Here is a 14,771-nt window from a genome sequence, read left to right on the forward strand (position 1 = left end):
GGGAATCACCTCTTGCTCTTGATGGCAGTGCCGAGCACTTGCAGGTAGGCGACCAGCGCGTCCATCTCGGTCTTGCCCTTGAGCGAGGCCACGCTGCCGGAGATGTCGTCGTCGGTGTACGGCACGCCGAGGGTGCGCATGGTTTTGAGCTTGGTTTCGGTGTGGCTGTTGTCGACCGCTTGTGTGACCAGCCATGGATAGGCGGGCATTTTCGATTCCGGTACGACGTTGCGCGGGTTGTACAAGTGCGCGCGGTGCCAGTCATCCGAGTAGCGCGCGCCGACCCGGGCCAGGTCCGGACCAGTGCGTTTCGAGCCCCAGAGGAACGGGTGATCCCAGACGCTCTCTCCGGCCACCGAGTAGTGACCGTAGCGCTCGGTCTCGGCGCGAAACGGCCGGATCATCTGCGAGTGGCAGCCGACGCAGCCTTCGCGAATGTAGATGTCGCGACCTTCCAGTTGCAGCGCGGTGTAGGGCTTCATGCCTTCCACCGGTTTATTGGTCACGTCCTGGAAGAACAGGGGGACGATCTGGGTCAGCCCCCCGATGCTCACGGCCAGGACCATCAGCAACATCAGCAGGCCGACGTTTTTCTCGATTGTTTCGTGTTTCATGGCGGACTCCTCAGGCCATCTGCGCGGCAGCGGCGACTTTGGCAGGCTGCGAGGCCCGCACGGTGCGCCAGGTGTTGTAAGCCATCAGGAACATGCCGCTGAGGAAGATCGCACCGCCCACCAAGCGCACGACGAAGCCTGGGTGGCTGGCCACCAGGGTTTCGACGAAGGAGTAGGTCAGCGTGCCGTCTTCGTTGACTGCGCGCCACATCAGGCCCTGGGCGATGCCGTTGACCCACATCGACGCGATGTACAACACGGTGCCGATGGTCGCGAGCCAGAAGTGCGCGTTGATCAGGCCGATGCTGTGCATCTGCGCACGACCGAAGATTTTCGGGATCATGTGGTACAGCGCGCCGATGGAAATCATCGCCACCCAGCCGAGCGCGCCGGCGTGAACGTGGCCGATGGTCCAGTCGGTGTAGTGGGAGAGGGCGTTCACAGTCTTGATCGCCATCATCGGACCTTCAAAGGTCGACATGCCGTAGAACGCCAGCGAGACCACGAGGAAGCGCAGGACCGGGTCGCTGCGCAACTTATGCCAGGCCCCCGAGAGCGTCATCATCCCGTTAATCATCCCGCCCCAGCTTGGCGCCAGCAGGATAAGCGACATCACCATGCCCAGCGACTGCGCCCAGTCCGGCAGCGCGGTGTAGTGCAAGTGGTGCGGACCGGCCCAGATGTACAGGGTGATCAGGGCCCAGAAGTGCACGATCGACAAACGATAGGAATACACCGGGCGCTCGGCCTGTTTCGGCACGAAGTAGTACATCATTCCGAGAAAACCGGCGGTGAGGAAAAAGCCCACGGCGTTGTGGCCGTACCACCACTGCACCATCGCATCGGTGGCACCGGCGTACAGCGAGTAGGACTTGGTGAAACTCACCGGCAATTCAAGGTTGTTGACGATGTGCAGGATGGCGACGGTGATGATGAACGCACCGAAGAACCAGTTGCCGACGTAGATGTGCTTGGTTTTGCGCTGGGCCAGTGTGCCGAAGAACACGATGGCATAGGCGACCCAGACGATGGTGATCAGGATATCGATCGGCCATTCCAGTTCGGCGTATTCCTTGGAGCTGGTGTAACCCAGCGGCAGGCTGATGGCCGCCAAGAGAATCACGAGCTGCCAGCCCCAGAAGCAGAACGCGGCGATTTTCGGCGCAAACAGCTGTGTCTGGCAGGTGCGTTGCACCGAATAGAACGAACTGGCGAACAGGGCGCAACCGCCGAAGGCAAAGATCACCGCGTTGGTGTGCAGCGGGCGCAACCGGCCGAAACTGGTCCACGGCAAATCGAAGTTGAGTTCAGGCCAGACCAATTGGGCCGCGAGAAAAACCCCGAGCCCCATGCCGACGATGCCCCACACCACCGTCATAATGGCGAATTGGCGGACCACCTTGTAGTTGTAGGCGGTACTGATAGAAGTGTTCATGGTTCCCCATCCACGGTTCAGCCGAAGTGAAGGCCCGTCTTCGCGAGTAAGCCGCGCAAGGCAGACGCTCCCTTCGCCTGGAGTTATAGGCAGACTAAAAGCGAGGCAAGCATGGACAAAGAGCACAAGGCCAGTATTGACGGGGATCAATGGGCGCGGTGTGTGGCCGAACATGGCTGGCTGTGGAACGCCGCCGCGGCGCCGTCATCGGCGACGCTGATCCTTGCCCATGGTGCCGGTGCGCCGATGGACAGCGACTGGATGAACGACATGGCTGCGCGCCTTGCTGCGCGGGGCGTCAACGTGTTGCGCTTTGAGTTTCCGTACATGGCGCAACGGCGTGTCGATGGTGGTAAGCGCCCACCGAACCCGGCGCCGAAACTGCTGGAATGCTGGCGTGAGGTATATGCGGTGGTGCGACGCCATGTCACTGGGCGTTTGGCTATTGGCGGCAAGTCCATGGGTGGGCGGATGGCGAGTTTGCTGGCGGATGAGTTGGGGGCGGATGCGTTGGTGTGTCTGGGGTATCCGTTTTATGCCGTGGGTAAACCGGAGAAGCCGCGGGTCGAGCATTTGGCTGCACTAAAGACCCGGACGCTGATTGTCCAGGGCGAGCGGGATGCGTTGGGAAATCGTGAGGCGATTGAGGGTTATGCGTTGTCGCCGAGTATCGAGGTGTTTTGGCTGACGGCGGGGGATCATGATTTGAAGCCGTTGAAAGCTTCGGGGTTTACGCATGAGCAGCATTTGGATGCTGCAGCAAGAAAAGCGGTTAGCTATATAAGGCTCTAGTTGAATGAAATTTAGATTTTGACCGGGTACTGCGTGACGAGCGGTATTTGATATCTCCTATAAAAATCAGCTTGTAAGCTCGGATTTTTTGTAGAGAGGTTTATATGCTCGACACTGTTTTAGCTAGTGGTTGTTCGACTGCGCAGCCTGGTCTTGACGGTGATCGCGGAGCAAGGAGTGACGGGTTTTTCGAAGTCCAGCGACAGCTAGGAGCTACGGTTAACTCTGCGGATGTTCTTGGGCAAGTAAAAGTTCAGGCGTCAAGCCCTGTATGTAATGGCGATAAATTCCTTTTGATTGATGCTGTTAAGTCGGTTGGAATCCCAGGTGAACTATCTGCTAAAGGAGGTGTAACTACTCCTTATGATCGGAAAGATCTTATAGCGCAGCGCAATAACGATCCAGGTTTTTTATCCGAGGTTGAGGCGCGTAATCAAGAGTTGGCAAGGCTTTATGAAAATTTAGATGCGGCAGAAGGCGTGGAAATAACAGGAGTTGAAGACAACATAAGTGAGTTGTTTGGTCAGGCTCTGCGGGTGTTTGCGAAAGAAGACGGAATTTCAATAGCCAGACAAAATCTATCCGGGGCATTGGCTGAACAGGATGGAAGTCTGGAAAGTGGAGAAAAGAAAAAACATGCAAGTGACGAGTTGTGGAGGGAGGCTGTTGGTTTAATTCGGTATGTTCGAGGCGGAGATTCTGAAAATACAGCCTCTTTATATCGTCCTTCTGAACGCTTGGAGAGTAATACGGGCGTGTTGGAGTTGCGGCCGCCGGGCGTTGCGCCGAGTCATCTGAAGGGTTTTTTTGCCCAAGAGGTGCACACCAGTATTACTGTATGGTTGGAGAACTATAATCGCTCTTCTGCAGATCCGGCTTACAATCATATGAGTGAAGATCAGCGTCGGAATCTTGAGCGAAATATTATTGGTGCCCGAGAAATACAGTTTTTGACAGGCTCGGATTTGGCTGCATCTAGTGTTAGCATCAGAGACGGTGTTTTCTACGATTCGAACAATAATCCGGCTAGTACTGAAATGTATTATACGAATGAGGCGGGGCCGGGATGGGCAACCATTGTACAATCTACAGAAGGTCAGATATTCATATTTGAGCATCGAAGGAGTGAACTTCATCATACAACTATTTCGGCTGGCAAACCCGTGCGTTATGCTGGTGAAATTAAGTTGGTAGAAGGCCAGGTTGTAGGGTTGACCAGTAAAACGGGGCACTATAAAACCGGGCTTGACTTGATTGATAAATTTTCCGCGTATCTTGATGTTCAAAATGTTGCTCATCCAGTCATCAGGAATTATGAGCATTCGAGCACGATCGAATCAAATGCGATTAATAACTCCATCAGGGCTGGGATTATTCAGTCTGCAATGCCTCGCATCGAGAAGGCATTCGAAAAAGACGTGCTCAGTCAAATAAAGGGAGTCATAGACGTTAATAGCGTTCTGCCATTCCATGTGCCTCAAAAACTATATGAAAAATGGCAAGCATCAGGCAAGCCGGCACTTGCCTGGCTAAACGAATATGCCAAGGATCCCACGCTTGATGCGAATCATGCGTTTATACGAAAAGGAGTTATTACTAACTCTGTAAGGTATTTTTTGACTCCCCATGAGATGCAGCGTGCGGAGGTTTATCTGGATGCCAAGGGGCAGTTACTGTATCAAGAAAATAACCTGCCCGTAGAAAGTGCTTTCAGGAACGAAAGGACGTTCAATGATTTCGCTGTACTTATCAAGATGGCCGATAAATTATATGTTGTCCCTCGTGCCCCTTTTGTTATCGATAGTCTTTCGGTTACCAAAGGGCAGTCTCCAGATTTTGCAGGGACTATTAAAGTCAAGGAGGGGCATATTGATGGCGTTCAGGCCGGTGATCCTTACTATCCAGTAGACGATGGAGGCGCAGCATTTATCAGAACGCTGTGTCTCCAGGCTCCTGAGAGCATCATGATTCCACAGGATCCGAGATCGACTGAACTTATAATGCCGCAGAATGTGGACGCCGAACCTAAAATGGTTGTTCATGCGAAGAAAGAGACCGGCTTACCCAAATACTTTCGCAGTCCTACAGATTTAACTGCATTAAAAAACGCCTCTGTAAGCATCGAAGGTTTGGCTGAGTTGCGCGCATCTGCAAGTGGCCAGTTTTCTCAGCAGGGATTGGTCTCAATTCAAGCGGCTGTTGGCAACCCTGAAGATTTGACTGTTATTGATTTACGCCAAGAATCCCACTGTTTTGTGGATGGACATGCTGTTACTTGGTATGTAAAGAATGGCTGGAACAATATCGATTTGACGACCGAAGAACTAACCATTAAGGAGCGCGAGTCTATAGCGGGGATGTCAGTGGGTGGGAAGATTATGTTATACGAACCAAAGTCTGCCAAAAACGGTTTGCCACCATCTCTGCAGGTAGGAGAGTTACAGGCACCTCCTCAATCGGAAGAGGAGTGGTTGCGTGCGCAAGATATATCTTATATGCGGCTTCCTGTGGTCGACCATCTTCCTCCTGATCTGCATACCATGGCTCAGTTTGATGAACTTATAAAGGCGCAATCTACAGAGAACTGGATGCATATTCATTGTGCTGGGGGAGGAGGGCGTTCAGGCTTTATGATGGTCATGTACGATATGTTTAAAAACGCAGATCGCGTTCCGTTTTTCGATATAGTCAAACGTCAGTGTTTGTTAGGTGGGCATGATCTGAGGTTGGCGCCAGTCGCGAACGAGACTAATAAAGAATTCAAGGCACAGAGAATGGGGTGTTTGGCTACCTATTATGAGTACTGCAAGGAGCAAATCAGCAATGGCGGAGAGAGGGAGTCATTCTCGAACTATGTCAAGAAGAGGTGGGGTGAGTAAATTAGTGATATTAAATCGTAGTAATCACTAATCCCATTTATACATGGCAGAGCTCAAAGCTCTGTCATGTATATAGGGGTGTTCTCAGCGATTAAACCGCTCCACCAACGAATACTGGGTATTCGCCGTCTTGGTCAGCTCTTCACTCAACAACGCCGAATGTTGCGCCTGCTCTGAAGTCTGGTCAGCCAGTTGCGAGATGTTGCTGATGTTGCGGCTGATTTCTTCGGCTACCGAGCTTTGCTCTTCGGTCGCGGCTGCGATCTGGGTGGTCATGTCGGTGATGTGCGCCACCGCTTCGCTGATCCCGACCAGCGCCTGGTCCGCTTCCAGTACCCGCGCCACGCCTTCTTCCGCCTGGCGATGCCCGGCCTCCATGGTTTGCACCGCCGTGCTCGCGGTTTGCTGGAGCTTGGCGATCAGGGCGTGAATCTGCCCGGTGGATTCGCTGGTGCGCTGCGCCAGTTGACGAACTTCGTCCGCCACCACCGCGAAACCACGGCCCATCTCACCGGCACGCGCCGCTTCGATTGCCGCGTTCAACGCCAGCAGGTTGGTCTGGTCGGCGATGCCTTTGATCACGTCGACCACGCCGCCGATTTCGTCGCTGTCCTTGGCCAGTTGGGTCACGGTCAGCCCGGTTTCACCGACCACCACCGACAAGCGCTGAATGGCTTCGCGGGTTTCCCCGGCGATGTCACGGCCGCGACCGGTCAGGCGGTTGGCTTCCTGAGTCGCGTCAGCGGTGCGCTGTACGTGGCTGGCCACTTCCTGCGTGGTGGCGGCCATCTGGTTGACGGCAGTGGCTACTTGTTCGGTTTCGACGCGCTGACGTTCCAGGCCGGTGGAGCTGCTGTGAGCCAGGGTGTCGGACTGTTTCGCCTGGTCGCTCAAATGCTCGGCGGTGTCCTGCAGACGGGTCAGGCAGGTTTTCAGGCGAGCTTCCTGGCTGAGGATCGACATCTCCAGACGTGCCTGAGCGCCACGGCTGTCGGTGTACATCTGCGCGATCAGCGGGTCGGACGTGGTTTGCTCGGCCAGGCGCAGCAAGCGCTTGAGACCGCGCTGTTGCCAGCTCAACCCCAGCAGGCCCAACGGCACCGAAAGGCCCGCAGCCAGGGCAAAGCCCCACTGGGAGTTGAGCGTGGCGCCGATCATGAAGCTCAGCTGGCTCACCAGAATGAATGGCAGCCAGTCCTGAAGCACCGGCAGCCATTTATCGGAGGAAGGAATTGCAGACTTGCCCTGGTTGATGCGTTGGTAGAGCGCTTCGGCACGCTGGATCTGTTCGGCGGTGGGCTTGACCCGCACCGACTCGTAACCGACGACCTGATTGCCTTCGAAAACCGGTGTGACGTAGGCGTTGACCCAGTAGTGGTCACCGGTCTTGCAGCGATTCTTGACAATGCCCATCCATGGCAAGCCTTGTTTCAGTGTGCCCCACATGTGCGCGAACACCGCGGCCGGTACGTCGGGGTGACGGACCAGGTTGTGCGGTGCACGGTTCAGTTCCTCGCGGGAATACCCACTGATTTCGACGAACGCGTCGTTGCAGTAGGTGATCACGCCCTTGGCATCGGTGGTGGAAATCAACCGTTGCTGAGCCGGGAAGGTCCGTTCGCGTTGTGTAATGGGCTGGTTGTTACGCATGGCTTTTTCAATCCGCAAGGCTTTGAGAGGTTGTCGGCACTGTCAGGAATTTATTGAAATTATTTTTCAATAATCAGCGGTGCGTCGCAAAACCACCGTTGCGTCAGCCGGCCAGCATCGGATACGTGAACAGGCCGAAATGCAGCAGGTTCAAGCCGAAGTGCGTGGTGATGGCCGCCCCCAACCCGCCGAAACGGTAGGCCAGACCATAGCCGACACCCGCCAGGCTCGCCAGCAACACCCATTGCCAGCCGGCACCCAGATGCACCAGGCCGAACAACAGCGAGGCGAGCAGCAGCGCGAGGTTTTCGCCATAAGGCAGGTGTTTGAAGTGTCGGCTCAGACCGCCCTGGATGTAGCCGCGAAACAGCGCTTCCTCCACCAGCGTTACCAGCAGAAGATTGTTCAGCACCCACAGCCACGCGTGGTCCGGCCACTTCGGTGCCCAACCGATCACGCCCAGCAACAGCGCGCCGCCCAGTGCCAGCACGGTGCTCAGTGTCAGCCCCAGCGCCGTGGCATACAGGGAAAGCCGCAGCGAACGCCGACCGACAATCCACGGGCAGACCAGCAACAGCCAGAAACCAATCAGCGGTTTGTCCAGATTCAGGTACATGGAAAACCGCACAGCGTCGTCGGTGAAGCGTTGCGGATTGATACTGCGGCCGTTGTAGAAGCCGGGGAGCCAGTGCATGGCCAGTGCCAGCGCCATGAAAATGAACAGAGCGTGACCGAGGTAGCGGCCGATGCGCAGGTGTTGTTGGCGTGCGGCGAAACCGGCGGTCAGCAATAGCGCAACGGAGATTCCGGCGAGCCAGCCGAGGTGGCCATAAGTCAGGGCCAAGCCGTAGCCAAAGGAGAGCAGGGCCAGATGAATCCATGGCAGGGCGAGCATATAGAGTCCTTTAAGGCTGAAGAGCTTTTGTGGCGAGGGAGCTTGCTCCCGTCGGACGATCCGCACCCGGGCGAAGCAGTCGTAAAATCAGCCGATGCGGTCTGCCTGAAACAATGTGGCTACCGGATTTGGGGCCGCTTCGCAGCCCAGCGGGAGCAAGCTCCCTCGCCACAAGGTTGCGCAATATTTGAGGGGCGCAATTATAAGCAGGGCCCAAACAAAAACACCGCCCGAAGGCGGTGTCTTTTGTCAGCAGGCGGTCAGGACGCAATCAACTGCCGCAACACGTAATGCAAAATCCCTCCCGACTTGAAGTACTCCACTTCATTGAGCGTATCGATCCGGCACAGCACCTCGACTTTCTCGCGACTGCCGTTTTCACGGGTGATGATGAGCGTCAGGTTCATCCGCGGCGTCAACTCCACACCCGTCAAACCAAGAATATCCAGCGTTTCCTTGCCCGTGAGGTTCAGGCTCTTGCGGTTCTGATCCAGTTTGAACTGCAGCGGCAACACGCCCATGCCCACCAGATTGGAACGGTGAATCCGCTCGAAGCTTTCGGCGATGACCGCTTTCACACCCAAGAGATTGGTGCCCTTGGCGGCCCAGTCACGGCTCGAACCGGTGCCATATTCCTGCCCGGCGATTACCACCAGCGGTGTGCCCGACGCTTGATAACGCATGGCCGCATCGTAAATCGCCATTCTTTCCCCGGTGGGAATGTAAATCGTATTCCCGCCTTCCTCGCCGCCGAGCATTTCGTTGCGTATGCGGATGTTGGCGAAGGTGCCGCGCATCATCACTTCATGGTTGCCGCGACGGGAACCGTAGGAGTTGAAGTCCCGGGGTTCCACGCCTTTCTCGCGCAGGTAGTTGCCCGCCGGGCTGTCGGACTTGATGTTGCCGGCCGGGGAGATGTGGTCAGTGGTCACCGAGTCGCCAAGCAGCGCGAGGACCCGGGCGCCCGCGACGTCCTTGACCACGGGCGGCGGGCCGCCGATGTCGTCGAAAAACGGCGGATGCTGGATGTAAGTCGAATCATCCTTCCAGACATACGTCGCCGCTTTCGGCACTTCAATCGCCTGCCACTGCTCGTCGCCGGCAAACACTTCGGCGTATTCCTTGTGGAACATTGCGGTGTTGACCTGATTCACCGCGTCGGCGATTTCCTGGGTGCTTGGCCAGATGTCTCGGAGATAGACCGGGTTGCCGTCCTTGTCGTTACCCAGCGGTTCGCTGCTGATATCAATGCGCACAGTCCCGGCCAATGCATAAGCGACCACCAGCGGTGGGGACGCCAGCCAGTTGGTTTTCACCAGCGGATGCACCCGGCCTTCGAAGTTTCGGTTGCCCGACAGCACCGAGGCCACCGTCAGATCGGCTTTCTGGATGGCTTTTTCGATCGGCTCCGGCAATGGCCCTGAGTTGCCGATGCAGGTGGTGCAGCCATAACCGACAAGGTCGAAACCGAGTTGATCCAGATACTGAGTCAGACCTGCGGCGTTGTAGTAGTCAGTGACCACTTTCGAGCCTGGGGCTAGCGAGCTCTTGACCCACGGTTTGCGCTTGAGGCCTTTCTCCACGGCTTTCTTCGCCACCAGCCCTGCGGCCATCATCACGCTCGGGTTGGAGGTGTTGGTGCAAGAGGTGATTGCGGCGATGACCACCGCGCCGTTTTTCAATCGATAGGTCTGGCCGTCGTACTCATAGTCCGTTTCACCGACCAAATCGGCGTTGCCCACCGCGACGCCGCCACCGCCCTCACTTTCCAGGCGACCTTCTTCCTTGCTGGTGGGCTTGAACTGCAGACCTAGGAAATCACTGAACGCTTGCGCGACATTGGGCAGCGACACCCGGTCCTGTGGGCGTTTCGGTCCGGCGAGGCTGGCTTCGACGCTGCCCATGTCCAGCGCCAGGCTGTCAGTGAACACCGGCTCCTTGCCCGGCAGGCGCCACAGCCCCTGCGCCTTGCTGTAAGCCTCGACCAGTTTCACGGTTTCAAGCGGCCGGCCGGACAGGCGCAGGTATTCCAGCGTCACGTCATCCACCGGGAAGAAGCCGCAGGTAGCGCCATATTCCGGGGCCATGTTGGCGATGGTCGCTCGGTCAGCCAGCGGCAGGTCGGCGAGACCGTCGCCGTAGAACTCGACGAATTTGCCGACCACGCCTTTCTTGCGCAGCATCTGGGTCACGGTCAGCACCAGGTCAGTGGCGGTGATGCCTTCCTTCAATTTGCCGGTGAGTTTGAAACCGATCACTTCCGGAATCAGCATCGACACCGGTTGGCCGAGCATCGCGGCTTCCGCTTCGATCCCGCCGACGCCCCAGCCGAGCACGCCGAGGCCGTTGATCATGGTGGTGTGGGAATCGGTGCCGACCAGGGTGTCGGGAAACGCGTAGGTGCGACCGTCTTCATCCTTGGTCCAGACAGTGCGGCCGAGGTATTCGAGGTTGACCTGGTGGCAAATCCCGGTGCCCGGAGGCACGACGCTGAAGTTGTCGAAGGCGCTCTGGCCCCAGCGCAGAAAGGCATAACGTTCGCCGTTGCGCTGCATTTCGATGTCGACGTTCTGTCCGAAGGCGCTTGCGCTGCCGAACTTGTCGACCATCACCGAGTGATCGATCACCAGATCCACCGGCGACAGCGGATTGATGCGCTGCGGGTCGCCGCCGGCCTTGGCCATGGCGGCGCGCATGGCAGCCAGGTCGACCACGGCGGGCACGCCGGTAAAGTCTTGCATCAATACCCGGGCAGGACGGTACTGGATTTCGCGGTCGGAGCGGCGCTCCTTGAGCCAGGCGGCAATCGCCCTGAGGTCGGCGCCGGTGACGGTTTTTTCGTCTTCCCAGCGCAGCAGGTTTTCCAGCAACACTTTCAACGACATCGGCAGCTTGTCGAGATCACCGAGGCTTTGGGCGGCGTCGGGCAGACTGAAATAATGGTAGGTCTTGTCGTCGACTTGCAGGGTTTTAAGGGTTTTCAGGCTATCGAGGGACGGCATTGCGATCACTCCTTTGAGTCCGCACGGCTACGGACTGAGGGGACGGACAGAGCATTAAACCTAGCCCTGTTTTAAGTAGCTGGCTAATAACTGGACTCTATCGACAGTTTCGAGGTTCCGAACTCGGCTATCATGCGCCGGTTTTCGTGACAGGCTTTGCTTCAACGCAAGTCTGGGCATCGCGCAGTGGCTGAATTCTTCGCCAACTGCCCAGGAGTAAGAATGAACACCCTCTTTATGCATTGCCGGCCGGGCTTCGAAGGCGAAGTCTGTTCCGAGATTTCCGAACACGCTGCGCGGCTGAACGTCGCCGGTTATGCCAAGGCCAAGACCGCCAGCGCCTGCGCCGAATTCATCTGCACCGAAGAAGACGGTGCCGAGCGCCTGATGCGCGGTCAGCGTTTTGCCGATCTGATCTTTCCGCGTCAGTGGGCGCGCGGGATTTTCATCGACCTGCCGGAAACCGACCGCATCAGCGTGATACTCGCGCACATGGCGGACTTCCCGCTGTGCGGCAGCCTGTGGCTGGAAATGGTCGATACCAACGATGGCAAGGAACTGTCGAACTTCTGCAAGAAGTTCGAAGTGCACCTGCGCAAGGCGCTGATGGCGGCGGGCAAGCTGGTGGAAGACGCGAACAAGCCGCGCCTGCTGCTGACGTTCAAAAGCGGTCGCGAAGTGTTCATGGGCCTGGCCGAGTCGAACAACTCGGCAATGTGGCCGATGGGCATTCCGCGCCTGAAGTTTCCCCGCGAGGCACCGAGCCGCTCGACCCTGAAGCTGGAAGAGGCGTGGCACCACTTCATCCCGCGCGACCAGTGGGACGAGCGCCTGCACAGCGACATGACCGGCGTCGACCTCGGCGCGGCACCCGGCGGCTGGACCTGGCAACTGGTCAATCGCGGCATGCTGGTGACCGCCATCGACAACGGTCCGATGGCGGAAAGCCTGATGGACACCGGTCTGGTGCAACATTTGATGGCCGACGGTTTCACCTACAAGCCCCGGCAACCGGTGGACTGGATGGTCTGCGACATCGTCGAGAAACCGGCACGCAACGCCGCGATGCTGGAAGAGTGGATCGGTGAGGGCCATTGCCGCGAAGCGGTGGTCAACCTCAAGCTGCCGATGAAACAGCGATACGCTGAAGTGAAGCGCTTGCTGGAGCGTATTGCCGAGGGTTTCAAGGAGCGCGGGATCCGGGTCGAAATCGGCTGTAAACAGCTGTATCACGACCGCGAAGAGGTCACGTGCCACCTGCGCCGGCTGGACGTGAAGAAACCCAAGTCCCGCTAAAGCACGCCGCACCGCCCTTGTAGGAGCAAGGCTTGCCCGCGAAGACCGCGCCTCGGTGCTACAGATACACCGCAGTGAGGCCTTCGCGGGCAAGCCTTGCTCCTACAAAAGCGGTACGGTGTTTGCCACAGATGACCGAGCACCCGGCAATGCGCGACAATGCCGGCCAGTTTCAGGAGTGAATCATGAGTGAAATGCTTGATACGCCGGTAGACGGCACCCTCGACGCCACCGGCCTCAACTGCCCGGAGCCGGTGATGATGCTGCACCAGCACATCCGTGACCTGGCGCCTGGCGGCCTGCTCAAGGTGATTGCCACCGATCCGTCGACCCGTCGTGACATTCCCAAGTTCTGCGTGTTCCTTGACCACGAACTGGTCGCGCAGCACGAAGCGGCAGGCACCTACCTGTACTGGATCCGCAAGAAGTCCGATTGACCCACAAAAAACTACTGTGGGAGCCAGCCTGCTGGCGATGGCTGATTCAAACTCAACATCATTGTTGACTGAATCACCGCAATCGTCAGCAGGCTGGCTCCCACAGGGTCAACTCAGCCCGTTGCGGATCCGCTTGCGTGCACTGCGCGTCAGGCGGATCGACAGCATCAGCGCGGCGCAGCTCAGGCCGACGATCAAACCCTGCCACAACCCGCTCGGGCCGCTCGGTGCGCCGAACCAGTCGGTCAGGCCCAGCGCGTAACCCACCGGTAAACCAATGCCCCAGTAGGCGAACAGCGTCAGGATCATCGTCACCCGCGTGTCCTGATAGCCGCGCAACGCGCCGGCCGCCGTGACCTGGATCGCGTCGGAAAACTGGAACAGCGCCGAATACACGATCAGCATCGCTGCTACGCGAATCACCGTCGGATCAGCCGTGTAGATCGTTGCGATGTGCTCGCGCAGCAACAGCATCATGCTCGCCGAAATACACGCATAAGCCAGCGCCGTGCCCATGCCGACACCGGCGGCGAAGCGCGCTTCACGGGGTTCCTGACGACCGAGCGCCTGACCGACGCGCACCGTCACGGCCATGCCGAGGGAGTAGGGGATCATGAACACCAGCGAACTGAAGTTCAGCGCGATCTGATGCCCGGCCACTACGGTGGCGCCAAGGCTGCCGATCAACAGAGCGATCACTGCAAAGATGCTCGACTCGGCGAACACCGCGATGCCGATCGGCAGGCCAATGCCCAGCAGGCGTTTGATCACCGACCATTGCGGCCAGTCGAAACGGCTGAACAACTGGCTCGACTGATACGCCGGCGCCCAACGTTCCCAACCGGCCATGCCCAGCGCCATCACCCACATCACAATCGCCGTGGCCCAGCCGCAACCGACACCGCCCATGGCCGGCACACCGAAGTGGCCATAAATGAAGACGTAGTTCAGTGGAATGTTCAACGCCAGACCGCACAACCCCAGCACCATGGCCGGGCGCGTGCGCCCCAGGCCATCACTGAAACAGCGCAGCACATGGTAGAGCGCGACGGCGGGCAAACCGCTGGCGATGCCGTGCAGGTATTGCATGCACGGGCCGATCAGTTCGGGGTCGACCTTCATGATGTGCAAGATCGGCTCGGCGCTGAACAGCATGCCGGTCGCCATCAACCCCACCACCAACGCCAGCCACAGCGCCTGACGGACAATCGGTCCGATCTCGCTGTGCGTGCCGGCACCAAAGCGCTGGGCGACTTTTGGCGTGGTGGCCAGCAGGGTGCCGGTCATCAGCAGAAACACCGGGACCCAGATCGAGTTGCCCAGCGCTACCGCCGCCAGATCCCGCGGCCCGACGCGGCCGGCCATCACCGCATCGACGAAGCCCATCGCGGTAGTGGCAAGCTGCGCGATCATGATCGGCAGCGCCAGGCCGAGCAGGTTTTTCAGCTCCAGGCGAACCCGGGCGGGGCGGGTGAGGGGAATGGCAGCGGGGCGGTCAGTCACGGAGTTCAAGGGCAAAACGTCCAAAAATTTTGATGCGCGAGGCGGCGCATTCTACGCGTTGACGCAGTGGTCAGGAAAAGTCCTGTGTTAGGGATTTGTAATCGCACCGCCACTTGTAGGAGCGAGCTCGCTCGCGATGGACGTTAACGATGACGCGGGTTGTCGGAATGAACGCGATAACCTGACGTCCTTCGCGAGCGAGCTCGCTCCTACAGTTATGCGTGCTAGGCGTTGTGTGTCATCTCCGCCTACACTGCCGATCCGCCAA

The 14,771-nt window shown here is 58.0% G+C and carries 10 protein-coding genes; 4 read left to right on the forward strand and 6 right to left on the reverse strand.

Annotated features, from left to right (window positions below; all coding sequences use genetic code 11):
* Positions 1-5 precede the first annotated feature (5 nt).
* Together ccoO and ccoN are read right to left on the reverse strand one after the other, a co-directional pair.
* Positions 6-614 (reverse strand): cytochrome-c oxidase, cbb3-type subunit II, encoded by a 609-nt coding sequence (ccoO, locus tag ACA066_RS09345; RefSeq protein WP_497698972.1) that lies wholly within the window; start codon positions 612-614, stop codon positions 6-8.
* A gap of 10 nt (positions 615-624) precedes the next feature.
* Positions 625-2,049 carry a cytochrome-c oxidase, cbb3-type subunit I gene (gene ccoN, locus ACA066_RS09350; protein ID WP_497698973.1) on the reverse strand — a complete coding sequence of 475 codons (1,425 nt, stop codon included), beginning with the start codon at positions 2,047-2,049 and terminating at the stop codon, positions 625-627.
* Between the two features lie 111 nt (positions 2,050-2,160).
* On the opposite strand from ccoN, the gene ACA066_RS09355 reads away from it, so the two are divergent.
* Together ACA066_RS09355 and ACA066_RS09360 are read left to right on the forward strand one after the other, a co-directional pair.
* Positions 2,161-2,841, forward strand: coding sequence for an alpha/beta family hydrolase (locus ACA066_RS09355; protein WP_497698974.1), 681 nt, complete (start codon positions 2,161-2,163; stop codon positions 2,839-2,841).
* 104 nt (positions 2,842-2,945) lie between these two features.
* A complete protein-coding gene (locus tag ACA066_RS09360; protein ID WP_497698975.1) occupies positions 2,946-5,720 on the forward strand; it encodes a phosphatase domain-containing protein in 2,775 nt (924 codons plus the stop codon).
* 84 nt (positions 5,721-5,804) lie between these two features.
* Here the strand turns inward: ACA066_RS09360 and ACA066_RS09365 are convergent, their stop codons facing one another.
* The 3 genes from ACA066_RS09365 to acnA form a co-directional block, all read right to left on the reverse strand.
* Entirely contained in the window at positions 5,805-7,370 is a 1,566-nt protein-coding gene (locus ACA066_RS09365) for a methyl-accepting chemotaxis protein (protein ID WP_497698976.1), read from the reverse strand.
* Positions 7,371-7,473: 103 nt separating this feature from the next.
* Positions 7,474-8,265: a CPBP family intramembrane glutamic endopeptidase gene (locus ACA066_RS09370; RefSeq protein WP_497698977.1), complete on the reverse strand. Its 792-nt coding sequence runs from the start codon at positions 8,263-8,265 to the stop codon at positions 7,474-7,476.
* A 260-nt stretch (positions 8,266-8,525) separates the two neighbouring features.
* Positions 8,526-11,267, reverse strand: a complete 2,742-nt coding sequence (gene acnA / locus ACA066_RS09375) for an aconitate hydratase AcnA (protein ID WP_497698978.1) — start codon at positions 11,265-11,267, stop codon at positions 8,526-8,528.
* Between the two features lie 222 nt (positions 11,268-11,489).
* Here acnA and rlmM point away from each other — a divergent pair, with 222 nt between their 5' ends.
* Entirely contained in the window at positions 11,490-12,563 is a 1,074-nt protein-coding gene (gene rlmM / locus ACA066_RS09380) for a 23S rRNA (cytidine(2498)-2'-O)-methyltransferase RlmM (RefSeq protein WP_497698979.1), read from the forward strand.
* 185 nt (positions 12,564-12,748) lie between these two features.
* Positions 12,749-13,000: a sulfurtransferase TusA gene (gene tusA / locus ACA066_RS09385; protein WP_497698980.1), complete on the forward strand. Its 252-nt coding sequence runs from the start codon at positions 12,749-12,751 to the stop codon at positions 12,998-13,000.
* Positions 13,001-13,108: 108 nt separating this feature from the next.
* Here tusA and ACA066_RS09390 read toward each other — a convergent pair whose 3' ends face one another.
* Positions 13,109-14,512: an MATE family efflux transporter gene (locus tag ACA066_RS09390; protein WP_497698981.1), complete on the reverse strand. Its 1,404-nt coding sequence runs from the start codon at positions 14,510-14,512 to the stop codon at positions 13,109-13,111.
* Between the last annotated feature and the right edge of the window lie 259 nt (positions 14,513-14,771).

It is taken from the genome of Pseudomonas sp. LBUM1651, assembly GCF_059716135.1.